The following is a 24,140-nucleotide window of genomic DNA, read 5'->3' as shown; positions in this document are numbered from 1 at the left end:
GGCCCTTTACGTTGTAGATCACTCGGCCTCTTTCGCCGCCTTCGCGGCGCGGATCATGTCGATCTTGGCGCTGGCCGCGTATTTGTCGACGTATTCCTGACCGGAGAGCTCCATGAGCGCGTACATGATCTCGTCGGTCACCGCCCGCAGCACGTGGAAGTCGTTCTCCATCCCGTAGTAGCGCGAGAAGTCGAGCGGCTTGCCGTAGCGGACGCCGGGCCGGATGCCGAACTTGGGGATCAGGCGGCCGGGGGGCATCATCTCGAACGTGTTGACCATCGCCCACGGGATGACCGGGGCCTTCGACTCGAGGGCGAGCCTGGCCACGCCGGTCTTGCCCTTGTAGAGGCGGCCGTCGGGCGAGCGGGTGCCCTCGGGGTAGATGCCCAGGACGTGGCCCTCACCCAGCACGCGCAGGCCGGTGGTGAGGGCGGCCTCGCTGGCCTTGCCGCCCGAGCGGTCGATGGGGACGGTTCCGACACCGGAGAAGAAGGCGCGGCTGAGCAGGCCCTTCAGGCCGGAACCGGTGAAGTAGTCGGACTTGCCGAGGGAGATGACCTTACGGGGAAGGAAGAGCGCCCCGAAGAAGTGGTCGGCGAACGACAAGTGGTTGCCGGCCAGGATGACGGGGCCCTCTTTGGGCACGTTGTCCACCCCTTCCGCCCAGGGGCGGAACACGGAATGGAGGAAGGGCCAGAGGATGGCCTTGACCACCCAGTAGAACACTCAGGGGCTCCTTCTCTCGGCAACGCCTGTGCCATCTAGTGCCGCATGTCCGTGTCATCTTGCCACGCCGACTCCCCTCGCACGACTACGGCTTAACGTGCGACTATCGGGCATATTTCCCTTCGGGAGGTGCCATGCCGTTGTTGCCGGGCGCGGAGCCCTACCACCATGAGGGCGGACCCGTCGGGGTGCTGCTCTGCCACGGCTTCACGGGGACGCCGCAGTCGCTGCGCCCGTGGGCGGAACACCTCGCGGGGGCCGGGCTGACCGTCTCACTGCCCCGATTGCCGGGTCATGGAACCAGCTGGCAGGAAATGAATCGCACCCGCTGGGAAGACTGGTACGCGGAACTGGATCGGGCCTTCACGGTGTTGAAGTCGAAGTGCGCCGACGTGTTCGTGATGGGTCTGTCGATGGGTGGCTGCATCGCCCTCCGTCTGGCCGAGGTCCACGGCGCCGCCGTACGGGGGCTGGTGCTGGTGAATCCGTCGGTCGTCAACGACAATCCGGCGCTCGTTTTCGCCCCGGTGCTCAAGTGGGTGCTGCCCTCGGTCGCGGGGGTGGCCAACGACATCAAGAAGGCGGGGGCGACGGAGTTGGCGTACCGCAGAACTCCGGTGAGGGCGGCGGCGACGCTGCCCAAACTCTGGAGACTCACCCAGGCCGAGCTGGGGAAGATCCGCCAGCCGGTGCTCGTTTACCGAAGCCCGGAAGATCATGTGGTCAAACCCGCCAGCGTGGCGTTCCTGCGCGACAGAATGGGTGAGAACCTGGAAATCCGGGAGTGCGCGAACAGCTATCACGTGGCGACGCTCGACAATGACGCCCCTCTCATCTTCTCGGGGAGCCTCGACTTCGTCCGCGCGCACGCCTCGGTACCCTTGACCAAAGACATGTGACCTGGGATCGATGTGACGCCGCAGAGTGACGAGGACGAGGTCTGGCGTCAGATCGTCGCCTCTTTCAACGAATCAGCCGGAGCCGATCCGGCCGATCAGCCATGGCCCGACCGGGAGAACGTCCCGCCGGGCGAGGAACCTCCGCCCAAGCCCGAAGAGCCCGACGAGCCGGGCGACGAGACCCACGAAGAACAGCAGCCCGCTGACGACGAAGACGGCGACCACTACATCCCGCCGCCTCCCCCGCCGCTGCCGAAGGCCGACCTGGTCACCCGGGTGGCCTGGACGGCCCTGTTCGGGGGCCCCGCCTACCTGCTGCTGGCCGCGATGCTCAAGCTGCCGATGGACCCGTGGATCGTCTTCACGGCGGTGGCGTCGTTCATCGGCGGGTTCGTGGCCTTGGTCGTACGGATGGGCGACGGGCCCCCGAACGACTCTGGCTGGGACGACGGAGCCGTGATCTGACCTCACTTTGAGCATGACGGCCATCGGTGAGCACCTCACCGATGGCCGTCGTCCTTCAGGTGATCGGCGCGGCCTGGGCGGGTCATGACCGCGACGGGCCCAGGGCGCGGGCGGCGACCTTGGCGACGTGGGCCTCCCAGGTCGCGCGAGGGTCGTCCGCGTAAGAGGCCAGCGCCACGAAAGCGGTCAGGGCGACATCGCACAGTTCGGCGGCGACGTCGTCACGGGTGTGGGTGCGGCCTTTGCGGGGGTTCTGGCCGACCATCCCGATCACCGCGCTCGCTACTTCGCCTGCTTCTTCGGCGACTTTGAGAACCCGCATCAGGGGCTCGGGGTCGGCGGTGCCGTTCGCGGCATCCAGCCACCCGATCAGGGCCGCCACCTGATCCCACGTTTCGCCGTCCATACCGTGCCTCCCGTCAGGTCGGTGCCACCGGGAGCATTCTCGAAGCCACGCGACGCCGCCGCCTTTTGTTTGACGGAAGGTCGTACACAGATCCGGATCTTGACGTGGTCAAAGCGGCCTTCTCTGCGAGGTGCTCCGTGCGTGGCCAGACGTTCAGGAGCGGTCAGCCGCAGGCCGGCGTTCAGGAACGGGTCGGTCTCAGCGGACGGGGGGTTCGGCGGGGCCGAAGGTTTCGACGAGGTCGCTGTAGTGGTCGTCGGCGAGGACGTGGCCGACGGCCATGGTGACGTCGTCGGTGCGGACCACCGACTGGAGGCGGACCGAGCGGTCGCCGGTGCCGGGTTCGCCGCGCAGGGGCTTCCACTTCTTGTCGGTGTAGCGGAGCAGGAAGGCCTCGCTGGGGCGGTCGGCGTCGTAACCCGACGCCCAGTAGCCGCCCTCGCCGTCGCCGGTCACGCCGTAGAGTTCGGCGTCGCCGTCGGGGAGGTTCTCGCGGAGCCACTTCTTGCCGTCCCAGCGCAGGATCAGCGGGTGGGTGGTGCCGTCGGCGGTGAAGACGCCGCCGACCGCGACCGCGCGCTTCGCGCTGGTGATGTGGACGTCGCGCAGGTAGCCACCCTCGACGTCGGGCAGCGCGACCTGCTTCCAGGAGCCCCCGGACAGCCGCATGATCAGCGGTTCGTCGCCGTTGTTGCCGACGGCCCAGCCGTCCTTGCCGCGCAGCGCGACGCCGTGGAGGACGCCGTCGGGACCTTCGTACACCTTCCAGGCGGGTCCGTTCGTCACGATGAGCACCCGGCCGCCCCGGCTGCCGACGATCGCCGCCTTGTCGGGGATCGCCGCCACCCCTCGCAGCCAGTCGCCCGCCCTGATCTGCGGAACCACGACGCGGTCGATGCCGCTGCCGTCACCCCGCCCGACATAGGGCACGCCGTCGTGGCCGTCGCCGACCACCCACACCTCGTTGTCGGAGACCGCGCTGACCGACCGCAGCGGCCCGGCCCCGGTGGCGTCGCCACGGGTGGGCACCTCGGCCCAGGTCGCGCCGTTCCAGCGGGTGACGATGCCCCGGTTGCGCCAGACGTCCCAGAGCCCGGTCTGGCCCACGGCCCAGACGGCCGTGCCGGACACCCCGCTGACGTCGGCGAGCGCGGCGTCCCTGCCGAGGCGCGCCGAAGACGCCTGTCGCACGACCTCGTCGGGAACGGTCGCGGACCAGGCGGAGGCGGTGGACACGTGCGCGAGCGATGGTGCGAGGGGGAACTGACCCGCCAGCAGACCGGCGAGGAACACACACAACGGCACCGCACACCGCATCAAGCGGCGGGGCATGAACAAATCGTACGGGGACGCACGCCCCCCGCGGGCGATAGGACGGAATTCCCCCAGTCAAGACCACCCCCGAGAGCCCCCACCCACTCCTAGATCACCAACCCCAAACCCCAGAACAACCCAGGTCAGAGAAGGGTTTCCCCCAAACCCGAGACACCGCCACGCGGACGCCCCACAGGCAGACACTCACCCCGAGCGCCTACACCCAAGAGCAGCCCCCATCCCCACGACCCCCTCGGGAACGGTCACGCCCGCACCAACCCATGCTTGAGAAGAGAACCCCCTGCGGCCCTCCGCCCAAGACCAGCCATCTACCTTGCGGCCCTTCTCCCCAAAACGGGGCTCCCGCTTTGTCGCCTCCCACCCGAGATCAGGTCCCGCCCTGCGGCGCCCCGCCAAGCACGAGCCCTCACCTTCCCGCCCGGCATGAGACGCTCTACAACCTTCCGCCTGAACCACTTCGTGCGGAACGCTCGCCCACCCTGCAGTCCTTAACCGAGAACAGGCGCCGATCCCCTGGCTTCCTGCTTGAGAGCAGGAGCCCACGCCTACGCTCTTCGCCCAAAACCGGGTGTTAACGGGTGCCCCTCCTGGCGTCTCGACCCGAGAACAGGCGCCTACCCCGCGACTAAGACCGGGCGCCCACCCTGCGACTCTTTGCCAGGCACAGGCGCTCCTCCGGTTAAAGACATGCACCGCTGTGGCCCTCCGCCGGCAAAGGTCGCCCGCCCTGGAACCGGCGCCGGCCGTAGCTACCCCGCGCTGGAGAAGGTCTGTGGACTCGGGTGATCGCGCGTAGCCGGAAGGGATCGCCCACTCGAATTGGGCCCCCAGGCGGGCGTGGGCAGGAAGCCCTTCCCTTGGAGTTACGCCTCGTGATGCCATCGATTCTTCGGGTGGATTTCCTCTTCCGGTCCTCGAATTAATGCGACAGATCGCCCGACCCCATGACCTGGTACCTGCGCCGTTATCCGTAAACGCCGACATCGACGGCTTCACCATTCAGGCCGGGCGCACCACCTAGACAGAGAAACGCCGGCCGATCACGGCACGAACCCGCCCGCCAAGAAAGACATCACGGAGCGCTGACCTCGGTTGGGGTACCCGACCAGCGGCGAGATCGAACCGGCGCCCGTGACCGCCAGGTCGTCCACGAAAATGAGAGGTTTCTCATTCACCAGTTCACGAGCGAAAGTCGCTGAATCGTTACCTGGATCGCCACCCCACCGGATAAGCCGGACCAAAAATACTGTCCGGTATCCCATGCCCCCCATGTCGGATCGTTCCGAATCGCGACCCTTCTCGAATGAAATCGGTCACCCCCACGTAATCCCTTTCACTACCATTTACTCGTGTCTCCTGAGCGATATCCCTCAGCAGCCGTCTTCGTCGACCAGAGCGGCCGCCGCCGACGGTTGATCACGACGGTGTCGATCGCGTCGAGCGTTCCGTTCCTGGCGCTGTTCGTGATCGTGGTCGGTGGTCTGTTCTCCGACACGAGGCTCTCGGTGAACGGGTGGCCGGGCGACCGGCGCGGCGGGGTGGCCGATCTGGAGTCGCCCAGTCCCGTCAGGAAGGTGCGGCCGAGCCGGACCGAGCAGCCCACCCCCTCGGTGTCGGCGACCGCCCCGGCGATCCGCCCGGCCGTCGTCACCACCACCCCCGCCGTCTCGCCGTCGGCGAGCCCGCGGCCGGCGCTCAGGCCGAAGTTCTCACCGGGCGCGCTGCCCTGGCTCACCCCGGCGCCGAGCCGGGAGCCGGAGGAAAGTCCCGGCGCCGTCTCCGGCTCCGACGCCCAGCCGACGCCCGACCTCTCGACCGATCCCACGCCTCCGGACGGTTCGGACGACGCCACCCCCACGACCGAGCCCACGACCGGCGGCGGACTGCTCGGCCTGTTCCTGGCCGGCCGGCCCTCTCGATGAGCGCGCCCGGGTCCGGGACGAAGACACCACCCCGGGGCCGCTCGCCGCGCAAGCGGCGCCCGCCACCGGTGGCCAGGCCCGCACCGAACACCGGCGCCCCCTCGGCACCCCGGGGGCACTGGTTCCTCTTCGCCGTCGGCATGCTGGCGGTGGCCGCGGCGCTGGTGCTCAACGGCTACACGAGCAACGTCGTCGGCGGGATCCCGCAGGCCCCGCCGCTCCACGACCTTCCCACCCCCGAGCTGTACGACGTCCGGAGCGGCGGCCCCGTCATCAACATCACGGGAGGCCGCCCCGCCAGTGCGAGCCCGCCCGACAGGACCGTCGCCCTGACGTTCGACGACGGCCCCGACCCCGTCTGGACGCCCAAGATCCTCGACGTCCTCGCGGAACACGGCGCCAAAGCGACGTTCTTCGTCATCGGTTCGCGGGTGGCCAGACACCCCGAGCTGGTGCGGCGCATCGTCGCCGAGGGCCACGAGCTGGGCAACCACACCTACACCCAGCCCGACCTGACGGCCGTCCCCGGCTGGCGGCTCCGGCTGGAGTCGTCGCTCACCCAGCGGGCGCTGGCCGGGGCGACGGGGCTGCACACGACGCTGGCCCGGCCGCCCTTCGCCGTCCCGCCCGCGGCGGTCTCGGTCCCCCAGTGGGACAGCATGAAGGAACTGGCGGCCGAGGGACACCTCATCGTCCTGGCGGATCTCAACCCCAACGACTGGCGCCGCCCCGGCACCGACGACATCGTGCTGTCCGCGCTTCCCGCGAAGGACCGGGGGGCGATCGTCCTGCTGCACGACGGCGGCGGCGACCGGCGGCAGACCGTCGAGGCCGTCGACGTCGTCCTGACGAAGCTGACGGGCAGGGGCTACCGGGCCGTCACGGTGACCGACGCGCTCGGCATGCCCTCGGCCCACCGGGCGGCGAGCGGGGCCGACCGGTTCGTCGGCTCGGCGCTGAGCCTGGCCCAGCGCGGCTCGGAGGCCTTCACCAACGCGCTGCGGTGGGCGCTGTTCATCGCGGGAGCGCTCACTCTCGGACGGTTCGGCTTCTTCATGGTGCTCGCGGGCGTGCACGCGCACCGCACCCGCGGGAGATCGCAGCGCAAGGTGCCCCGATGGCCCGCGCCGCCTCCGGTGAGCGTGATCGTGCCCGCCTTCAACGAGGCGGCGGGGATCCAGGCGACGATCCGCTCACTCGTCCGCACCACCTACCCGGGGCAGCTGGAGATCCTCGTCGTCGACGACGGCTCGACCGACGACACCGCCGCCCTGGCGGCGGCGCTCGATCTTCCCTCTGTACGCGTGATCCGCCGCCCCAACGGCGGCAAGTCGGCGGCGCTCAACACCGGCATCGCGGAGGCCTCCCACGAGGTGCTCATCATGGTCGACGGGGACACCGTCTTCGAACCCGCCACGATCGCCCGGCTCGTCCGCCAGCTGGCCGACCCGGCGATCGGCGCGGTGAGCGGGAACACCAAGGTCGGCAACCGGCGGGGCGCTATCGGCCGCTGGCAGCACATCGAATACGTCATCGGCTTCAACCTCGACCGCCGCGCCTTCGAGCTGCTCGACTGCATGGCGACCGTGCCCGGCGCGATCGGGGCGTTCCGCCGCTCGGCGCTGGTCGCGCTGGGCGGGGTGAGCACCGACACCCTGGCCGAGGACACCGACCTGACGATGGCGCTGTGCCGGGCCGGGTGGCGCGTGGTCTACGAGGAGAACGCGGTGGCCTGGACCGAGGCGCCCGCGACCCTCGGCGAGCTGTGGAAACAGCGCTACCGCTGGTGCTACGGCACCATGCAGGCGATGTGGAAGCACCGGCGCGCGGTCGTCGAGCGCAGCCCGTTCGGCCGCCGCTGCCTGGGCTACCTGACGCTGTTCCACGTGCTGCTGCCGCTGCTGGCGCCCGTCGTCGACGTCATGGCGGTCTACGGCCTGGCGATCGGCGAGCCGCTGCCGGTCGTGGCGGTGTGGGCCGGTTTCGTGCTGGTGCAGGTGGTGATCGGGTGGTACGCCCTGCTCCTGGACGGCGAACGCGCCTCCGCGCTGTGGATCCTGCCGTTCCAGCAGTTCGTCTACCGGCAGCTCATGTACCTGGTGGTCATCCAGTCACTCGCGACGGCGCTGCTGGGGGTGCGGCTGCGCTGGCACAACGTCCGCCGCGAGGGCACGTTCAACGTGGGTCACGCCGAGCGCAGGTCGGCCACCACCGGCCGGTGATCCGAGGCCGCCGCCAGGTCGTCCTCCTCCGCCTCGGCCACTCCCCGGGGCAGCGCCCGAAGGCCGCGTCCGGTGAAGATCGCGTCGATGCGCTTGCCCGCGAAGGTCCCCCCGGAGCCGTCTTCGGCGTAGCGGGAGGTCAGGTGTTTCCACGCCGCCGCGCCCGGCAGCTCGTTCAGGTCGCCCGCCACGACGGGCACCGCGTCGAACCGCATCGCCACCGTCTCGACCCGGCGGGAGATCTCCACGGCGTGCGCCAGCCGCGCCCCCGCGTGCAGGTCGAGGTGGAAGGAGGCGACCGCGAGCCGCAGCCCCTCGGCCTCGACCACGGCGACCGCGATCGAGCGCCGTTCGAGGCCGGGGAACCACCGCAGCCCGTGGTGCTCGGTGTGTAAGACCCGCACCCCCGGCCGCACATAGACCGCCACCCCGGAGAACCGGGCGGAGCACACCACTTCGAGCCCGGTCAGCCGGGCGAAGGCCCGGCCGTAACCGCGTTCCTGCGCGCACAGCACGTCCACGGCGAGCGCGCGCACCACCCGAGCCAGCGCGGGGCGGGAGTCGCGCAGGCCGTGGACGTTGTAGGTGGCGACGCGGATCAGGGCAACCGGGCCAGGTCGGCGGCTCCGGCCACACCGGCGGACGCGCCGAGTTCGGCCAGGCGCACATCGGCGACCGGGCGGTGGCCACGGCCGGTCAGGCGCTCGGCGAACGCCTCGCGGGCCTGGTCGAGCCAGAGGTCGGCGGCGTTGGACACGCCGCCGCCGAGGATGAAGCAGCCGGGGTCGAGGATGGACGCCAGGTCGGCGAGGCCCTGCCCGATCCACTGCGCCATGGTGGCGAAGGCCTCCAGGGCCACCGGGTCACCGGCCCGCCCGGCGTCGGTGACCTCGCGGCCCTCGATGCTCTCGGGGGTGCCGCCGGACAGCTTGAGCAGGGTGGAGGCCCGGTCGGGGTCTTCGGCGGCCAGCCGCCGCGCGTCGCGGACCAGCGCGTTGCCGCTGGCATATTGCTCCCAGCAGCCGAGGTTCCCGCAGCCGCACTTCACGCCGCCGGGCACGGTCTGCATGTGGCCGAGCTCGCCGCCCATGCCCCAGCGGCCCCGGTAGACGGTGCCGCCGAGGATGAGGCCGCCACCGATGCCGGTGCCGACCGTGACGGCGATGAGGTGGCTCTCGCCCCGGCCCGCGCCGAAGCGGAACTCGCCCCACGCCATCGCGTTGGCGTCGTTCTCCACCACGATGGGCAGGCCGGTCATCTCGGTGAGCTTGCGCTGGAGGGGTTCCTCGCGCCAGGCGAGGTTGGGGGCGAACCGGACCACGCTGCGGGTTTCGTCGATGAATCCGGCGGCGCCGACGCCGACGGCCTCGACCTCGTACTTGTCGGCCAGTTCCTTGATCGCCTCGGCCACGGTCTCGGCAACCTTGGCCGGGTTGTCGGCCGGGGTCGGCTTGAGGAGACTTTCGACGATCAGCCCGTGGGCGTCGACCACGCCCGCCGCGACCTTGGTGCCGCCAATGTCGATACCGATGGTCAGCGCCATGTCGTGTCTCCCGTCCGGCTCAGCCGAGATCGATGTGTTCTACCTTCTGTTCACCCGGCCCGCGCGGAGACGGCGGGCGTTGCAGGGAGTCGACCGCCTGCCGGAAGGCCGCGAGCAGCTCGCTTCCCGCCGCCATCAGATGGTCACTCACGTCGCCGCCGGCGTCCCGGCGGGCCGCGATCACCCGGCAAACCGGGCAGGCCCGGCAGATGTACTCCTCGTGATCATGCCCTGAAACGGCCTCGCTCCACACATCCTGGGGAGGGGAAGTCGGGCGGGCCTTCTGCGCCGTGGCGGTCACGCCGGAGAACGCGCCCTTCACGAAGCCTTTGCCGAGCTCACGGCCCACGCGCTGCTGCAACGCGTCGAGCAGTTTCAACGCCTCGTCGGCGGCCGAGCCGAAGGGGTCGGGACGTTCGTTGCTTTCCGTCATATCTCGAACCGTACCCGGAGGTGGCCGTCGCGGAGCGCCGCCGAAGCGACCTCCCTGCGGGCCAGTGCGGCGGGCAGCGCGATGATGCGGCGGTAGGGCCCGGCGGTGATGATCAGCTCGTCGGCCTTGCGGCCCAGATCGATGTCGTTCTTCCCGGCCAGCGGCAGCGACAGCACCACTTCGTCGGCACCGAAGACCAGCGGCGGATCGGAAGAAACCGCAGCAAAAGCATCATGCGATCCGTACAACGCCTGAGCGACGTCGGCGAGCGCCTCGACGCCCACCGGTTCCTCGGGCAGGTAGGGCACCCGCAGGATCGGCAGCGGTTCGAACGACTCGTGGACGGTCTCCATCTGGCGGGCCTGCGCCTCGACCCATTTCGCCCGCCACGGGTCGGCTCCCCCTTCGGGGAAGACGCGGTTGGCAATGACGGCGTCGACGCGATATCCGTACAGGGAAAGAGAAGTAAGAGTGCGCCGGGCCTCGGCGACCACCACCGCCTCGGGGGTGAGCACCAGCCGGACCGAGGCGTCGTCGCCGGTCAGCAGGGCGCGGACCTCCATCAGGCCCTTGTGCAGGCGCTCCCCGGCGTTGAGCACGCCCTCTTCGGGGGCGCTGACCTTGGCGACCGCGCGGATGACCGGGGCGACGGCGCGCATGACGCGGCGGCCGATCGGCAGCAGGCGGGTGATGTGCCAGTCGAGGGCCTCGGGGAGCGCGAGCAGTCGCAGGGTCTCGGCGGTGGGGGCGCAGTCGACGACGATGACGTCCCAGCGGCCGGTGCGGGCCTGTTCGCGCAGTTCGAGCAGCGCGATGATCTCCTCGGCGCCGGGGAGCACGGTCACCTCTTCCGAGGTGATGGCGTCGAGGCCGAGCTCGGTGAACAGGCCGCGCGCGTATTCCTGCAGGTCGCCCCAGTGGCGTTCCATCGACTTCTGGGTGTCGACCTGCTGGAGGTAGAGGCCGCGGGCCACCTCGGCGGGCTCGCCCGAGGGGGCGACCGCGAGGGCGTCGGCGAGCGAGTGGGCGGTGTCGGTCGACACGACCAGGGTCTTCAGTCCACGGCGGGCGGCCAGGGTCGCGGTCGCCGCGGCGGCCGTCGTCTTGCCGACGCCGCCCTTCCCCGTGAAGAGGAGAGTCCTCATGCCTTTTCGACGCGCTTCTTCAGCCCCTTGAGGGCCGTGTCGATGATGACCTTCTCGGCCTTGCGCTTGATCATCCCGATCATGGGGACCTTGAGGTCGACGGCGAGCTCGTAGGTGACCTCGGTGGAGTCGCCCTTCTCGGCGAGACGGTAGCTGCCGGTCAGGCCGGACACCATCTTCCCCGCCTGGGCGATCTTCCAGCTCACCAGGTCGTCGGCCCAGGAGTAGGCGAGCACGTAGTCGTCGCTGATGACGCCCGCGTCGAGGACGAACCGGACGGTCGCCGGACGCCCGTCGTCGTCGGTCGTGACGACCTGCGCCGACTTCACCTGCCCGGCCCACTCCGGGTAGGAGGGGAAGTCGGCGATGACGGCCAGGATTGTCGACCGGCTCGCGCCGATCACGATGCTCGACGTGGTGCGATCAGCCATGGCCCGACCTTAGCTCACAGGTCCAGGGTGAACGGTGTGCCGCGGCCCCGGAAATGCCCGACATTCAGGCATTCGGTACGACCAATTCGCGTCCTGGGCACCAACGGTTGGTGGACATGCCCGAAGAGCGCGTACCGGGGCTGGAACTCCCTGATGTAGTCGAGGGTGGCCTCGCTCCCCCGCTCGAAGCGCCGGGCCACCACGTCGTAGAGAAGGTCGGGCACGGCCGGGGGAATGTGCGTGCAGAGCACGTCGACCGGGCCGAGCGCGGCGACCTTGGCGGCGTAGACGTCGTCGGGGACCTCGTAAGAGGTGCGGTAGCGCGTCTGGAGTCCGCCGCCGACGAAGCCGAAGGTCAGGCCGCCGATCTCGGCCGTCTGGCCGTCGAGGATGGTCTGGCCGTCGCGCGCGTACTCGGCCCAGAGCGACGGCACGTCGACGTTGCCGTAGGTCAGGTAGGAGGGCACCGGCATGGCGGCGAACAGGTCGGCGTACTGGGCGCGCACCTGCTTCTCGATGTGGGCCCGGGGGTCGCCGCCGAGTTCCGCCCACAGGACCGCCGACAGGGCCCTGGCCTCCTCGAAGCGTTTCTCGGTGCGCAGCCGGATGTACTCCGTCGCCCGCTCCACGCCGAACAGCGCGGGGAAGATGCCCTGGGACATGTCGGCGTAGTCGATGAACAGCACCAGATCGCCGAGGCAGATCAGGGCGTCGGCGCCCTCTCCCGCCTTGGCGAGGGCGTCGGCACGGCCGTGGACGTCGCTCACGACGTTGATGCGCATGCCGGACATGATATTCCCGAGCAAATGCTTGGTTTCGTATCGGTGCCGGTGGGCATTCGGGCGGTCACGGGCTGATACCTTGCGATTGACCGGATAACGCCTGTGTGACGGCACTATCCACCGTTCGTGTCACGCGGTAGCGTCCCGGGCAACCTGACCGTCCCAGAGGAGAGACCGTGCAGGAGTACACCGTTCCCGTGCTGGTGGACGTCCCCTTGTCGGCCAACTGCACCGACGCGGTGTTCCAGCGGGCCGCCGACACCCCGAACACCGTCGTCATGAAGGTGCAGACCGGCGCGGAATGGCTCCCGGTGACCGCCGGTGAGTTCCGGCAGAAGGTCGCCGGGGTCGCCAAGGGCCTGATCGCCACCGGCCTGGAGCCGGGCGACCGGGTGGCCCTGATGAGCCGCACCCGCTACGAGTGGACGATCGCCGACTACGCGATCTGGGCCGCCGGCGGCGTGGGCGTGCCGATCTACGAGACCAGCTCGACCGAGCAGGTGCGCTGGATCATCTCCGACTCCGGCGCCAGGGGCGCGTTCGCCGAGACCACGGCCCACGCCGAGACCCTCGCCGAGGCCGCCCCCGACCTGCCCCACGTCTGGATCTTCGACGAGGGCGCCGTCGACGCGCTGATCGAGGCCGGCAAGGACGTCCCCGACGACACCCTGGCCGAGCGCCGGGCCTCCCGGGGCGGCCACGACCTGGCCACGATCATCTACACCTCGGGCACCACCGGCCTGCCGAAGGGCTGCCGGATCACCCACGACAACCTGCTGTTCACCGCGCGCAACGTGGCGCAGGGCCCGCTCGAGAAGATGTTCTCCATCGACGAGCGCGCCGTGCTGCTGTTCCTGCCGCTCGCGCACAGCTTCGCCCGCATGGTCGAGATCGTGACCGTGGAGACCGGCACCGTCCTGGCGCACACCCCGAACATGAAGAACGTGGCGCCCGACCTCCAGGCGTTCAAGCCGACGTTCCTGCTCGGCGTGCCGCGCGTGTTCGAGAAGGTCTACAACGGCGCCGAGCAGAAGGCCACCGCCGACGGCAAGGGCAAGATCTTCGCCACCGCCGCCCAGGTCGCCATCGACTACAGCAAGGCGCAGTCGACCGGCGGCGCCGGGTTCGGCCTGAAGCTCAAGCACGCCGCGTTCGACAAGCTCGTCTACACCAAGCTCCGCGCCGCCACCGGCAGCCGCCTGACCAACGCCGTCTCCGGCGGCTCCGCGCTGGGCGAGCGCCTCGGCCACTTCTTCCGCGGCGTCGGCATCGAGGTCCTGGAGGGCTACGGCCTGACCGAGACCTCCGCCCCGTCCACGGTCAACATCCCCGGCGCCAACAAGATCGGCACCGTCGGCAAGCCGTTCCCTGGGGTGACGATCCGGATCGCCGACGACAAGGAGATCCTGGTCAAGGGCCGCCACATCTTCGACGGCTACTGGAACAACGAGAAGGCCACCGCCGAGGTCATCGACGGCCAGGGCTGGTTCCACACCGGCGACGTCGGCGAACTCGACTCCGACGGCTACCTGCGCATCACCGGCCGCAAGAAGGAGATCCTGGTCACCGCGGCCGGCAAGAACGTCGCGCCGGGCCCGCTCGAAGACAGCATCCGGGCGCACCGCCTGATCAGCCAGGTCCTGGTGATCGGCGACGACAGGCCGTTCATCGCGGCCCTCGTCACCATGGACCCCGAGGCGATGGCCGGGGTCGACCTGACCGAGGAGCAGATCAGGGCCGAGGTGCAGGGCGCGGTCGACAACGCCAACAAGATGGTGTCGAAGGCCGAGCAGATCAAGAAGTTCGTCATCCTCGACGGCGACCTGACCGAGGAGACCGGCCACCTGACCCCGTCGCTGAAGCTCAAGCGCAACATCGTGATGCGCGACTTCGCCAAGCAGGTCGACGAGATCTACGGCTGACCGACCGGCGCCGTCAGCAGCTCACCGAAGCGGGCGGCGACCTGGTCCCAGGTCCAGTCGCGTTCGATCCACTCCCGGCCGCGCGTGCCCATGGCCCGCGCGGCCTCGGGGTTCGCGAGCAGCTCGATCAGCGCGGCGGCGATCTCCCGGGTGGAGTCGCCGTCGACCACCAGCCCCGTCTCGCCGTGCCTGACCGCGTCGGGCGCGCCGCCGGAGGCGCCCGCGACCACGGGCAGCCCGCTGGCGGAGGCCTCCAGGTAGACGATGCCGAGCCCCTCGACGTCGAGCCCGCCGAGGCGGCTGCGGCAGGGCATCGCGAACACGTCTCCGGCGTCGTAGTAGGCGGGCAGGTCGCGGTCGGGCACCGGCCCGGTGAACCGGATGTCCCCGCGCCCCTTCGCCGCGCGCTCCAGCGCCGCCCGCCCCGGCCCGCCGCCGACCAGCAGAAGCTCTGCTTCCGGTACGGCCTGGGCCACCTCCGGCCACGCCTCGATCAGCCGGTCCTGTCCTTTCCTGGCGACCAGGCGGGACACGCAGACCACCACGGGCCGCTCCCCCAGCCCGAGCGCCTCGCGTATTCGCTTACCTCCGGCCCCCGGCCGGAACACCGAGGTGTCGACCCCCGGAGCGAGCCGGGTGAGCTTCCCCGCCGGGATGCGGGCCGTCAGGTGGCGCCGGGTGTAGTCGCCGAGATAGGTCACCACGTCGGCGTGCGCCCCGATGCGGCGCAGCAGCGTGCCCGCGAGCGGCAGCCGGGCCCACGACGCCTCGTGGCCGTGGGTCAGCATGACCACCCGCTCGGCCCCGGCCGCCCGCAGCGCCCCGCCGAGCAGCCCGAGCGGCGCGGCGGCCCCGAACACCACCGTCGACCCCGGCCGGATCAGCTCGCCCGCCCGCTTGGCCACGTCGCGCGTCGGCAGCATCAGGCTCGTCGGGTGACGCACCACGCGGTAGCCCTGCCGGGCGTCGAACTCGGCGCAGCCCTCCCAGCGAGGGGCGTACACGACCACGGAGGAGGCCGGGAGCCGGACGGCCAGGGCGTGCACGAACGACTGGATGCCGCCCGAGCGCGGCGGGAAGTCGTTGGTCACCACCACGACCCGCGTCACGGCACCCGCTGCCCGTGGAGCAGCCCCCACGACCGGGCCATCGCGATGCGCTGCGGCGCGGTCGGGTGGGAGGAGTAGAGGACGTACTCCAGAGGCGACGGGCTCAGGTCGGAGATGTTGCGGGTGGCCAGGTTGCGCTGCATCGCGGCGAACGTGACCGGGTCTTCGGTGAGCTGGAGGGCGTGGGCGTCGGCCCGCGCCTCGATGTGCCGGCTCACCAGGTTCTGGGCCGGCCCCGACAGCACCGTGCCGAGCGAGACGAGCCCGACCAGCAGCGCCGCCGCCCTCGGGTCGCCCAGCGACGGGACCCCGGTGCGGCGCCGCAGCAGGTTGCCCGCGACGAACAGCGCGCACGCCCCGAACGCGGCCCCCAGCGCTCCGACGAGGGTGCCGTGCAGGACGTCGTCGGTCTTGGCGTGGCCGAGCTCGTGGGCGACGATCAGCTCGATCTCCGGCTCGGGCACCTCGAGCAGCGTGTCGTAGACGACGATGCGCCGGGTCGCGCCGAACCCCGAGACGTAGGCGTTGAGCGCGGTCGTCCGCCGGGAGGCGTCGGCGACCAGCACGTCGTCGACCGGCACCCCGTCGCGGTCGGCCATCGCCAGCAGGCTCTTGCGGAGCTGCCCCTGCGGGAGCGGGGTGAAGTCGTTGAAGACGGGCTCGACCACGATCGGGTAGAGGAACGACAGCGCCAGCGTGAGCGTGAACGCGCCGATCGAGGCGGGGATCCACCAGCGGCGCGGCCACCGGCGGGCCAGCGCGATGACCACCACGACCATCACCGCCGCCAGCAGGAACTGGAGGGCGAAGTTCTTGAGCCGGTCGGCGGTCCAGGTGCCCCACGTCTGCGTCGAGAGCCCGTAGTCGCGCAGGATCGTCTCGAACCACATGCCGAGCGGCCAGCGGAGCACCAGCGACACCAGGTAGACCCCGGCCACCCCCGCTAGCGCCCGCACCCACCAGGGTCCCTTGAGGCGGCCGATGAGCCGCGCCCCGAGCGGGGTCGCGACCAGCACCCCGGCGATCACGAGCGTGATCCCGAGGGAGATGTACGACGGCGCGCTCGTCGCGGCGTCGAAGGCGTCGGCCCTGGCGATCTGGTCGGCGCCGAAGTCACGGACCGGATCGGGCGTCACCTCGGGCGCCCCGGCCGGCAGCGCGCGCCAGGGCGTGGTCAGCGCCACCACCGCGACGATCGCCACCCCGAGCCCGGCCAGACCCCAGGCCGCAGCTTTCATCCCCGTACGTTCCACTCCGCCTCCGGAACACTTCGTATCACGTAGTCGGCCCAGGCCGCGGTCAGCTCGGCCTCTCCGACGCCCAGCGTGCGCCGCAGCGCGGTGGCCGGATCGGCCTGGGCCGCGCGGTAGAGCGCGGTCAGTTTCGCCTCGCCGTAGCGCGCGGCGATGTAGCGGCAGGCGAGCCAGGCCTCCTGGTAGGCCTGGGGGACCCGCGCGCCCCCGGCGGTGAAGTCGGCCCGGGTCGGCAGTTCCCGCGGCGCCTGCGGGTCTGTGGCGAGCTCGGCTGCGACCGTCGCGGTCGGGAGGCCGCTGTCACGGTAGCCGACGTAGTCGGCGTAGCCCTCCACCAGCCACACGGGCATCTCAGGGCTCGTCGCGGCGCCGGTGGCCACGTGGGTGAGCTCGTGGGCCAGCACGATCACCCGTCCCTGGGGCGACAGCGAGGCCCAGTTCCCGGGTTCGATCACCACGAAGCCGGGGCCGGCCAGGGCGGCCATGCCGGTCACCGGGGCGGGCCGGGCGATCTCGGCGGCCCTCTCGGTCGTGGCGGGCGCGAGGACGGTCGCCTCCGGCGCGGAGCCCCAGACCCGCTTCACCGCCTCGGCGGCCCGCGCCGCCTGTGGGGCCAGCTCGGGAAAGCGTTCGTCGGCCGCCAGCACCTGGATGTGGCCCGTCCGCACGGCGAAGGGCCAGCTCTGGCCGTACAGGACCTTCGGGGGTTGCCCGGCGGACAGGACGGCCAGCAGCGCACCGACCGTGACCAGGAACCGCATGTCAACGGATACTACAAACGAAAACACCGCGGCCCCGCCCGCCGGGAAGGTGGCGGACGGGGCCGATCGGTACTTCGGACCGGGTTAGAACCCGGGCCGAACCGCGCCCACGAAGGTGCGCTTGCGGTAGGTGTCCAGCTTGTCGATCCGGACCCGCGAACCGGAGTTCGGGGAGTGGATCATCTTGCCGTGGCCGACGTACATGCCTACGTGGCCCCCGCCGCTGGTGAAAACGAGATCGCCCGGCTTCATCGCCTTCCAGCTGATCTTCTTCTTCACCGAGCTCTTCTGGGACCAGGTCGTACGGGGCAGTTTGACGCCCGCCTTGCGCCAGGCGAACTGGACCAGGCCGGAACAGTCGAACGAGCCGGGACCGGTGGCACCCCACCGGTAGGGGTCACCGATCTGCTTCTTCGCGATCGCGACCGCCTTGCCGGCCAGGACCCGCTGGCGCTGGGCCTTGCTCAGCTTCTTGACGCGCTTGGTCGACTTGCTCTTGGCCTGGCTCTTCGCGGCCGAGGGAGCGGCGGGCGCCGCCTCTCCCGAGACCGGGACCGCCGTGGTGTTCCTCGTGACGGTGACCGTCACCTCATCGGCCCGCGCGGGAGGCGCCGTGACCGCCCCGACCGAAGCCGTGAGCGCGACGCCGCCAAGGGAGAGGCGGGCGATGCGAGACAGACATGCGGGGGTTGTGGACAGGATTGCTCCTAGTGTCTTCCTCTGATGCCTACCGGGTTAGCTGACGGATTCGGGCAGGGAAGTCGCCCTACGGTGCGAAACGAGCACCGATTCACCCCTTGGCTCCTCTGGGGAACCTTTTGGGTCCCCGGCTCCATGCCTCCTGGCTGCATGGATTCGGCCGTGCCGCGGTGATGTGCGACACATGGATCTTTATTAAGACATCAGCGCCTTCGCGCCGGAGTCTCCCCGGACGGCATGGATTGCTCGTCGCGAGGCCAGAAGTTACCGACTCAGCCATAAGTCGGCAAAGTTTTGGAGAAAGATAAAGATCAGATAAACTCGCGCGCTATTCGAAAACGCCTGCATATGGCGGGATTTCAGGGGTTGATGTGACTCTCGTCACACCCCTTGGCGCACAACATGAAAAAAGCCCCACAAGTGACGCAAGACACACTAAGGACGAACGGCCTTGTCGGGGTTGTACTGGGCCAGCGGCGTGATCTTCACGACGTCACCGGTCTGCGGCGCGTGGACCACCGAACCCTGTCCGGTATAGAGCCCGACGTGTCCGAAACCGCTGTGCCAGACGAGGTCGCCGGCCTGCAGGTCGCTGATCGGCACCTGGCGGTTCTTGCCCCAGGCCCACTGCTCGTAGCTGGTACGTGGCAGGCTGACCCCACCGGCCCGCCAGGAGGCCTGGACGAGCCCGGAGCAGTCCCACGAGCCGGGGCCGGTGCCGCCGTAGCGGTAGGGCTTGCCGATCTGGGCGAAGGCGAAGTCGAGCGCGGCTCGGGCGTTGCCGGAGGCGGGGCCCGAGTAGACCTGGCCGGTGCTCTGCGGGTTACCCGGGTTGAAGGCGCCCAGTTCGCGGAGGACCTTCATCTGCTCGTCGACCATCTTGTCGGTCTTCTTCTTCTTGGCCGCCAGGTCGGCGCGGATCTCGGTGTCCTCCTCGAGGGCCGCCTTGAGCTGGTCGCGCTGGTCCTTCAGGCCCTTGATGGCGCCTTCGTACTCGCTGAGGAGGAGCTTCCTGCTGGTGGCGAGCTGGTTGAGGATCGCCATGCCGCTGAGCGCGATCTGGGGGTTCGGGTTGCCGAACATGCCGGACATGCTCCGCAGGTCGCCCGTCTGGTAGCTGGAGACCGCCAGCCCCACCACGTCGACCCGGAGGGTCTCGACGCGGACGTTCTGCTTCTTGAAGGAGGTGTTGATCAGTCCGTACTTCTTCTTGGACTTCTTGTACTTCTCGTTGGCCTGGTTGTAGTCCTCGACCAACTGGTCGGCCTGCTTGTTCAGCTTCGCGAGCTTCGCCTTCGCCTGGGGGATGGTCGGCTTCGGATCGGCCGCCGCTCCCGCGATCGGAAGAAGCAGAACGAACGCCGCAAAACCAGCCACGGCCGGTACCCGCCCACGCACGCCCGAAACCCCCTCCATACCGGACAGACCTGGGTCGGGACTTTACTCAGAGGAACAAGTAGCCTCAACCGATTCGCAAGTATTCACGCAGGTCATCACGGTTGGCAACGGAATGATCACGCACGGCCAAGACGCCGGAGGAGCAGGACGGAAGGAACGGGACGAGCGCCCATCTTTCGGACAGACACCCCGACCTCCCGGTCGGACGACACGACGGCGATCGCACGGCCCTGCGGCTCGATCTGGACCATCTGCCGGATGAGATCGTCGGCTATCTGACCGGGCGCGCTGAACGCCACCCGCACCCCCCGCGGTGCCGACACCTGTACAGGACCGTCGAGCTCGGCGCCGTCGAACACGCACGTGATCTCGACCCGCACCTGGACGGCCAGCCCGCCGAGCCCGGTCAGCAGGCGTTGCCGCTGGTCGGCGAGGGTGAGAGTGCCGTAACCCGACTTGGTCACGTTGTAGCCGTCGATGATCAGGTGGAGGTTCGGTATCGCGAGGAGCTGGTCGAGCAGCTGCGGGTCGTCGTCGGCCAGCGCGCGGGCCGGCACGTCGCGGACCGAGGGGGCGGTGCCGCTGACGGCGGTGACGTAGTCGGCCGGTCTGCTGATCGTGGTCGGCAGCGCCAGTTCCTTGCGCAGGCCCTTGGCGGCGTCTTCGAGGGCGTCCATGAGCACCCGGATGCGCGCGTCCTCGACGGAGCGGCCCTCGCGGGCGGCGCGGCGGCTGGCCTCCAGATGACGCTCGGCTTCGGCCAGGCGCTCCTTCAGGCGGCGCAGCTCGGTCTCGGCGGCGGCCCCGGCCCCGGCGATCTTGGCTCGGGCGTCGGCGGTGGCCGCCTCGAGCTCCCCGGCCCGCTGCTCGGCGGCCCTGGCCCGCTCGCGGGCGTCGTGGAGCTTGCGGCGCAGGTCGGTGTTCTCGGCGCGAGCGGCCTTGAGCTGCTCGCGGACCCGGTCGATCTCCTCTTTGGCGGCCGTGCGCTGCCGGTCGAGCTGTTCCTTCAGCCGCCCCTCGGCCTGCTCACGCTGCGTGTCGAGCGCGGCGGCCTGATCGAGGTCTTCGCGCGCCAGTTCGACCATCCCGGCCCACCCGGGCGGGCGGGTCAGATAGGCTGCCGCCGCGACCAGAACGGGCTCGGCCGCGGGCGGAACCGTCTCTTCGGCGAGTGCGGCGACCAGCTCGGGCCACGCCTGGGTCAGCGCCTCGGCGACCAGTTCGCGGAACTTCTTGTCGTTCTCGAGCTGGGCCGCGATGGGGGCCGACCCCAGACGGGCGCGCTTGCGCGGCTCGAACTTGGCGACGGCGCGCAGCGGCGCCGGCACCGACACGGCGGGCATCGTCCCCAAGACCTGAGCCGCCAGTTCGACGACGTGTGTTCGCACCTGCTCGGGCAGGGGACGAGACAGGCCCTCTCCGGCTGAACTCATCCCTGCTGCTCTCTTTCCTGTCCTGGTCGTTCATTCAAGGGTACGGCTCTGCGAGTCCACTACATCACGTTCAGCGACGCCAACAGGGAGCAAGTAGGACACGAACCACTTGTCTCATAAATCGCTCACGTTACGTCAAGGATCGGTCACGTGATGTCACAATGACAGGCGTGACGATTGCGAGTGACCATCTGCGGCGCCTGGCCGCCGAGCTCGACGACGTGCTCGAACCCGTGTGGGCGCTACGGACCTTCCCCCGATGGACCGGCCCGGCCGCCTGGCGCTTCGACGCCGAGCTGCAACGCCACCGCGTCCTGCTGGCGGCCCTGACGACCGAGGCCACGATCGCGGCGGCCCGCATGGAGAAAGAAGTCGCCTGAGCCGTTTGTCCCGGTTTAGTCTGCACGGATGTTCAAGCCCGCGCTGCCCATCGAGACGCCCCGCCTGGTGCTGCGACCCTTCACCCTCGACGACCTGACCGATCTCCACTCCTTCTACTCGCTCCCCGAGGTCGCCCGCTTCCTCTACTGGGAGCCCCGCGACCTCGAACAGGTGCGCACGACCCTGACGGAGAAGGCGGCCGTCACCGAGCTCACCGACGAGGGCCAGGTGCTGTGCCTGGCGGTCACCCTCCGCGAGACGGGCGAGCTGATCGGCGAGGTCCTCCTGTTCTGGCGCAGCCGCGAACACCGGCAGGGCGAGGTCGGCTACGTCTTCCACCCCGGCCACCACGGCAGGGGCTACGCCACCGAGGCCACGAAGGAGATGCTCCGCCTCGGCTTCGAGGGCCTCGGCCTGCACCGGATCGTGGCCCGCTGCGACGGCCGCAACACCGCCTCGACCAAGGTCATGGAGCGGCTCGGCATGCGCAGGGAGGCCCATCTCGTGGAGAACGAGATGGTCAAGGGCGAGTGGACCGACGAGATCGTGTACGCCGTGTTGCGGCGCGACTTCTAGGAAGTGTCGGTCGGGCTCTCTATGGTCGACTGCGTGGAACAGGGCACGCTGGACGATCTGGGGACCCCCCTCGTCGACGTCACCTTCGTGGTGTTCGACCTGGAGACGACCGGCACCTCCCCCGCCGAGTGCGCGATCACCGAGATCGGCGCGGTCAAGGTGCGCGGCGGCGTGGTGCTGGGCGAGTTCGCCACCCTGGTCGACCCCGGCGGCCCGATCCCGCCCTTCGTCTCGGTGCTGACCGGCATCACCGACGCCATGGTGGTGGCGGCGCCGAAGATGACCGAGGTCCTGCCGAGCTTCCTCGAGTTCATCAGGGGCGCCGCCCTGGTCGCCCACAACGCCCCGTTCGACATGGGCTTCCTCAAGGCCGAGTGCGCCCGCCAGGGCTACCCGCCGCCGGTCAACGCGGTCGTCGACACCGCCGACCTGGCCCGCCGGGTCCTGACCCGCGACGAGACCCCCAACTGCAAGCTGGGCACCCTCGCCCGGTTCTTCCGCAGCTCGGTCGAGCCCTGCCACCGCGCCCTGGCCGACGCCCAGGCCACGGTCGACGTTCTCCACGGCCTGATCTCCCGCGTGGGCAACCTGGGCGTCCACTCGCTGGAGGAGCTCAAGGGCTTCGTCCGGATGCCCACCCCCGAACAGCGCCGCAAGCGCCACCTGGCCGACGGCGTGCCCGACAAGCCGGGGGTGTACGTCTTCGAAGACGCCCGCGGCGAGGCTCTCTACGTCGGCAAGAGCAGCAGTCTCCGCACCCGCGTGCGCAGCTACTTCACCGCGAGCGAGACCCGGCCGCGGGTCCGCGAGATGGTCGGCATCGCCGAGCGGGTGCGCCACATCGTGTGCGCGACCCCGCTGGAGGCCGAGATCCGCGAGTTACGCATGATCGGTGAGACCAAGCCCCGCTACAACCGGCGGTCGCGGTTCCCCGAGCGGGTCGTCTGGCTGAAGCTGACCGACGAGCCGTTCCCCCGCCTGAGCATCGTGCGCGACCTGAAGGACGACGGCGCCACCTATCTGGGCCCGTTCGGCAGCAGCCGCACCGCCGACGACGCCCGCTCCGCCATCCACGAGGCGCTCCCCCTGCGCCAGTGCACCGAACGCCTGTCCCTCACGGTCAAGCGGGGCGCCTGCGCGCTGGCCGAGATCGGCAAGTGCGGCGCGCCCTGCGAGGGCCGCGAGAGCCACGACGATTACGCCCGCCACGTCGCGGCCGCCCGCCACGCCATGCTCCTCGACGGCGGCAGCGTCTTCTCCGCCGTTGAGGCCCGCATGGACCGTCTTTCGGCCGAGCAGCGCTACGAGGAGGCCGCCGTCGACCGCGACCGCCTGGCCGCCTACGTCCGCGCCGTGGCGCGCATGCAACGGCTGACCGGCCTGAGCGCGATCAGTCAGATGGTGGCCGCCAGCCCCGGGAAGGACGGCGCCTGGGACATCCACGTCATCCGCCACGGCCGCCTGACCGCCGCCGGGGTGATGCCGCGCGGCGCCCACCCGGTCCCTTATGTCGAGGCCCTGGTCGCGACCGCCGAGACGGTGATCCCCGGCCCCGGCCCGACCCCCGCGGCCAGCGCCGAGGAGACCGAGACCATCCTGCGCTGGCTCGAGTCGCCGGGGGTCCGGCTGGTGCGGGTGGAAGAGGGGTGGAGCCTTCCTGCTTTCGGCGCCGGGCGGCTCAAGCTGCGCATCGACCGGGCCTACGACCAGGGAGGTTCCCGGTCAGCCAGGGAGGGCAGACCGCTGCGATAGGTTGGGGCCCTCGGAAAGGAGCACGCTTTGGTCACCGCGATCGTGCACATCAAGGCCGACGTCGACCGGATCCCCGAGGTCGCGCAGGCGATCGCCGGTCTCCCCGGCGTCAGCGAGGTCTACTCGATCACCGGCGAGTTCGACCTGATGGCCATGGTCCGGGTCGCCCACTACGAGGAGATCGCCGAAGTCGTGCCGGGGCGCATCAACAAGGTCGAGGGCGTCCGAGCGACCGACACCCACATCGCCTTCCGGACGTATTCCAAGCACGACCTCGAAGCGGCCTTCTCCATCGGCCTGGCCGACGCCGACTAAGGGTCGTCACGAACCGGCCGTTCACGGCCTGAAGGCATCGAGCCCGGGATCTGCCGATTCTCTGCGCACGGGGTGCAGGCCCGCGACTCACAGAGAGCGGCTGCAGTCCGCGACTCCCAGAGCCCGGGATGCAAGTCGGCGACCCTCAGAGATCGGGCCGCAGGCCGACGACTCTCAGAGGGCCGGCCACAGATCGGCGACTCTCAGCGCGCAGGCCACAGATCGGCGACTC

24 protein-coding genes and 1 riboswitch are annotated in these 24,140 nt (G+C 70.1%); of the genes, 9 read left to right on the top strand and 15 right to left on the bottom strand.

Annotation, left to right across the window (positions count from 1 at the left end):
- Positions 1 to 18 precede the first annotated feature (18 nt).
- Positions 19 to 726 carry a lysophospholipid acyltransferase family protein gene (locus tag ACYQ78_RS02370; RefSeq protein WP_459798972.1) on the bottom strand — a complete coding sequence of 236 codons (708 nt, stop codon included), beginning with the start codon at positions 724 to 726 and terminating at the stop codon, positions 19 to 21.
- Positions 727 to 860: 134 nt separating this feature from the next.
- Here ACYQ78_RS02370 and ACYQ78_RS02365 point away from each other — a divergent pair, with 134 nt between their 5' ends.
- Both ACYQ78_RS02365 and ACYQ78_RS02360 read left to right on the top strand, forming a co-directional pair.
- Positions 861 to 1,625 carry an alpha/beta hydrolase gene (locus ACYQ78_RS02365; protein WP_459798971.1) on the top strand — a complete coding sequence of 255 codons (765 nt, stop codon included), beginning with the start codon at positions 861 to 863 and terminating at the stop codon, positions 1,623 to 1,625.
- 12 nt (positions 1,626 to 1,637) lie between these two features.
- Positions 1,638 to 2,090, top strand: a complete 453-nt coding sequence (locus ACYQ78_RS02360) for a hypothetical protein (RefSeq protein WP_459798970.1) — start codon at positions 1,638 to 1,640, stop codon at positions 2,088 to 2,090.
- An 82-nt stretch (positions 2,091 to 2,172) separates the two neighbouring features.
- Here ACYQ78_RS02360 and ACYQ78_RS02355 read toward each other — a convergent pair whose 3' ends face one another.
- Positions 2,173 to 2,496, bottom strand: a complete 324-nt coding sequence (locus ACYQ78_RS02355) for a MazG-like family protein (RefSeq protein WP_459798969.1) — start codon at positions 2,494 to 2,496, stop codon at positions 2,173 to 2,175.
- A gap of 198 nt (positions 2,497 to 2,694) precedes the next feature.
- Positions 2,695 to 3,828 (bottom strand): hypothetical protein, encoded by a 1,134-nt coding sequence (locus ACYQ78_RS02350; RefSeq protein WP_459798968.1) that lies wholly within the window; start codon positions 3,826 to 3,828, stop codon positions 2,695 to 2,697.
- A gap of 1,352 nt (positions 3,829 to 5,180) precedes the next feature.
- Between ACYQ78_RS02350 and ACYQ78_RS02345 the strand changes: the two genes are divergently transcribed.
- Together ACYQ78_RS02345 and ACYQ78_RS02340 are read left to right on the top strand one after the other, a co-directional pair.
- The gene (locus ACYQ78_RS02345) at positions 5,181 to 5,753 is read left to right on the top strand and encodes a hypothetical protein (protein WP_459798967.1); all 573 of its coding nucleotides are present in this window, start codon (positions 5,181 to 5,183) and stop codon (positions 5,751 to 5,753) included.
- A 68-nt stretch (positions 5,754 to 5,821) separates the two neighbouring features.
- On the top strand, positions 5,822 to 7,975 hold the full coding sequence (locus ACYQ78_RS02340; protein WP_459798966.1) for a bifunctional polysaccharide deacetylase/glycosyltransferase family 2 protein: 2,154 nt from the start codon (positions 5,822 to 5,824) through the stop codon (positions 7,973 to 7,975).
- Here the strand turns inward: ACYQ78_RS02340 and ACYQ78_RS02335 are convergent.
- The 6 genes from ACYQ78_RS02335 to ACYQ78_RS02310 all read right to left on the bottom strand — a co-directional run bounded on the left by ACYQ78_RS02335 (position 7,939) and on the right by ACYQ78_RS02310 (position 12,309).
- Positions 7,939 to 8,511 (bottom strand): endonuclease/exonuclease/phosphatase family protein, encoded by a 573-nt coding sequence (locus tag ACYQ78_RS02335; RefSeq protein WP_459798965.1) that lies wholly within the window; start codon positions 8,509 to 8,511, stop codon positions 7,939 to 7,941. The two genes, ACYQ78_RS02340 and ACYQ78_RS02335, sit on opposite strands and share 37 nt — an antisense overlap.
- Before the next feature lie 62 nt (positions 8,512 to 8,573).
- Positions 8,574 to 9,518, bottom strand: coding sequence for an ROK family glucokinase (locus ACYQ78_RS02330; RefSeq protein WP_459798964.1), 945 nt, complete (start codon positions 9,516 to 9,518; stop codon positions 8,574 to 8,576).
- Between the two features lie 19 nt (positions 9,519 to 9,537).
- Positions 9,538 to 9,951 (bottom strand): hypothetical protein, encoded by a 414-nt coding sequence (locus ACYQ78_RS02325; protein WP_459798963.1) that lies wholly within the window; start codon positions 9,949 to 9,951, stop codon positions 9,538 to 9,540.
- Positions 9,948 to 11,096: an ArsA family ATPase gene (locus ACYQ78_RS02320; protein WP_459798962.1), complete on the bottom strand. Its 1,149-nt coding sequence runs from the start codon at positions 11,094 to 11,096 to the stop codon at positions 9,948 to 9,950. Before ACYQ78_RS02320 ends, ACYQ78_RS02325 begins: the two co-directional genes overlap by 4 nt.
- The gene (locus ACYQ78_RS02315) at positions 11,093 to 11,527 is read right to left on the bottom strand and encodes an SRPBCC family protein (protein WP_459798961.1); all 435 of its coding nucleotides are present in this window, start codon (positions 11,525 to 11,527) and stop codon (positions 11,093 to 11,095) included. The genes ACYQ78_RS02320 and ACYQ78_RS02315 overlap by 4 nt, the downstream gene beginning before the upstream one ends.
- 14 nt (positions 11,528 to 11,541) lie before the next feature.
- A complete protein-coding gene (locus ACYQ78_RS02310) occupies positions 11,542 to 12,309 on the bottom strand; it encodes a metallophosphoesterase family protein (protein ID WP_459798960.1) in 768 nt (255 codons plus the stop codon).
- A 176-nt stretch (positions 12,310 to 12,485) separates the two neighbouring features.
- On the opposite strand from ACYQ78_RS02310, the gene ACYQ78_RS02305 reads away from it, so the two are divergent.
- Complete coding sequence (locus ACYQ78_RS02305) at positions 12,486 to 14,231, top strand: AMP-dependent synthetase/ligase (protein ID WP_459798959.1); 1,746 nt, start codon at positions 12,486 to 12,488, stop codon at positions 14,229 to 14,231.
- Here the strand turns inward: ACYQ78_RS02305 and ACYQ78_RS02300 are convergent.
- The 6 genes from ACYQ78_RS02300 to ACYQ78_RS02275 form a co-directional block, all read right to left on the bottom strand.
- Entirely contained in the window at positions 14,222 to 15,340 is a 1,119-nt protein-coding gene (locus tag ACYQ78_RS02300) for a glycosyltransferase family 4 protein (RefSeq protein ID WP_459798958.1), read from the bottom strand. The genes ACYQ78_RS02305 and ACYQ78_RS02300 overlap by 10 nt on opposite strands.
- Entirely contained in the window at positions 15,337 to 16,578 is a 1,242-nt protein-coding gene (locus ACYQ78_RS02295) for a M48 family metallopeptidase (RefSeq protein WP_459798957.1), read from the bottom strand. The genes ACYQ78_RS02300 and ACYQ78_RS02295 overlap by 4 nt, the downstream gene beginning before the upstream one ends.
- Positions 16,575 to 17,354, bottom strand: coding sequence for a gluzincin family metallopeptidase (locus ACYQ78_RS02290; protein WP_459798956.1), 780 nt, complete (start codon positions 17,352 to 17,354; stop codon positions 16,575 to 16,577). The genes ACYQ78_RS02295 and ACYQ78_RS02290 overlap by 4 nt, the downstream gene beginning before the upstream one ends.
- Positions 17,355 to 17,438: 84 nt before the next feature.
- Positions 17,439 to 17,942, bottom strand: a complete 504-nt coding sequence (locus ACYQ78_RS02285) for a C40 family peptidase (protein ID WP_459798955.1) — start codon at positions 17,940 to 17,942, stop codon at positions 17,439 to 17,441.
- 121 nt (positions 17,943 to 18,063) lie between these two features.
- Positions 18,064 to 18,225: riboswitch (cyclic di-AMP (ydaO/yuaA leader) on the bottom strand.
- Between the two features lie 263 nt (positions 18,226 to 18,488).
- Entirely contained in the window at positions 18,489 to 19,430 is a 942-nt protein-coding gene (locus ACYQ78_RS02280; protein WP_459798954.1) for a C40 family peptidase, read from the bottom strand.
- Between the two features lie 137 nt (positions 19,431 to 19,567).
- Positions 19,568 to 20,884 carry an NYN domain-containing protein gene (locus tag ACYQ78_RS02275; RefSeq protein WP_459798953.1) on the bottom strand — a complete coding sequence of 439 codons (1,317 nt, stop codon included), beginning with the start codon at positions 20,882 to 20,884 and terminating at the stop codon, positions 19,568 to 19,570.
- A 170-nt stretch (positions 20,885 to 21,054) separates the two neighbouring features.
- Between ACYQ78_RS02275 and ACYQ78_RS02270 the strand changes: the two genes are divergently transcribed.
- From ACYQ78_RS02270 to ACYQ78_RS02255, 4 genes are read left to right on the top strand one after another with little or no spacing between them, the layout of a single operon-like run.
- Entirely contained in the window at positions 21,055 to 21,264 is a 210-nt protein-coding gene (locus ACYQ78_RS02270; protein WP_459798952.1) for a hypothetical protein, read from the top strand.
- A gap of 28 nt (positions 21,265 to 21,292) precedes the next feature.
- Entirely contained in the window at positions 21,293 to 21,841 is a 549-nt protein-coding gene (locus tag ACYQ78_RS02265) for a GNAT family N-acetyltransferase (RefSeq protein WP_459798951.1), read from the top strand.
- A 21-nt stretch (positions 21,842 to 21,862) separates the two neighbouring features.
- On the top strand, positions 21,863 to 23,593 hold the full coding sequence (locus ACYQ78_RS02260) for a DEDD exonuclease domain-containing protein (RefSeq protein ID WP_459798950.1): 1,731 nt from the start codon (positions 21,863 to 21,865) through the stop codon (positions 23,591 to 23,593).
- Positions 23,594 to 23,620: 27 nt separating this feature from the next.
- Positions 23,621 to 23,908 carry an Lrp/AsnC family transcriptional regulator gene (locus ACYQ78_RS02255; protein ID WP_459798949.1) on the top strand — a complete coding sequence of 96 codons (288 nt, stop codon included), beginning with the start codon at positions 23,621 to 23,623 and terminating at the stop codon, positions 23,906 to 23,908.
- Positions 23,909 to 24,140: the final 232 nt, after the last annotated feature.

This window comes from Herbidospora sp. RD11066 (assembly GCF_054661255.1).
This window is presented reverse-complemented; position numbering and strand designations above follow the sequence as displayed.

What these genes read in the sequence shown, in the direction of transcription:
- ACYQ78_RS02365 (WP_459798971.1), top strand. Translation starts at nt 861, where the DNA reads ATGCCGTTGTTGCCGGGCGCGGAGCCCTACCACCATGAGGGCGGACCC.
- ACYQ78_RS02355 (WP_459798969.1), bottom strand. Translation starts at nt 2,496, where the DNA reads ATGGACGGCGAAACGTGGGATCAGGTGGCGGCCCTGATCGGGTGGCTG.
- ACYQ78_RS02350 (WP_459798968.1), bottom strand. Translation starts at nt 3,828, where the DNA reads ATGCCCCGCCGCTTGATGCGGTGTGCGGTGCCGTTGTGTGTGTTCCTC.
- ACYQ78_RS02330 (WP_459798964.1), bottom strand. Translation starts at nt 9,518, where the DNA reads ATGGCGCTGACCATCGGTATCGACATTGGCGGCACCAAGGTCGCGGCG.
- ACYQ78_RS02325 (WP_459798963.1), bottom strand. Translation starts at nt 9,951, where the DNA reads ATGACGGAAAGCAACGAACGTCCCGACCCCTTCGGCTCGGCCGCCGAC.
- ACYQ78_RS02320 (WP_459798962.1), bottom strand. Translation starts at nt 11,096, where the DNA reads ATGAGGACTCTCCTCTTCACGGGGAAGGGCGGCGTCGGCAAGACGACG.
- ACYQ78_RS02315 (WP_459798961.1), bottom strand. Translation starts at nt 11,527, where the DNA reads ATGGCTGATCGCACCACGTCGAGCATCGTGATCGGCGCGAGCCGGTCG.
- ACYQ78_RS02310 (WP_459798960.1), bottom strand. Translation starts at nt 12,309, where the DNA reads ATGCGCATCAACGTCGTGAGCGACGTCCACGGCCGTGCCGACGCCCTC.
- ACYQ78_RS02295 (WP_459798957.1), bottom strand. Translation starts at nt 16,578, where the DNA reads ATGAAAGCTGCGGCCTGGGGTCTGGCCGGGCTCGGGGTGGCGATCGTC.
- ACYQ78_RS02290 (WP_459798956.1), bottom strand. Translation starts at nt 17,354, where the DNA reads ATGCGGTTCCTGGTCACGGTCGGTGCGCTGCTGGCCGTCCTGTCCGCC.
- ACYQ78_RS02275 (WP_459798953.1), bottom strand. Translation starts at nt 20,884, where the DNA reads ATGAGTTCAGCCGGAGAGGGCCTGTCTCGTCCCCTGCCCGAGCAGGTG.
- ACYQ78_RS02265 (WP_459798951.1), top strand. Translation starts at nt 21,293, where the DNA reads ATGTTCAAGCCCGCGCTGCCCATCGAGACGCCCCGCCTGGTGCTGCGA.
- ACYQ78_RS02260 (WP_459798950.1), top strand. Translation starts at nt 21,863, where the DNA reads ATGGTCGACTGCGTGGAACAGGGCACGCTGGACGATCTGGGGACCCCC.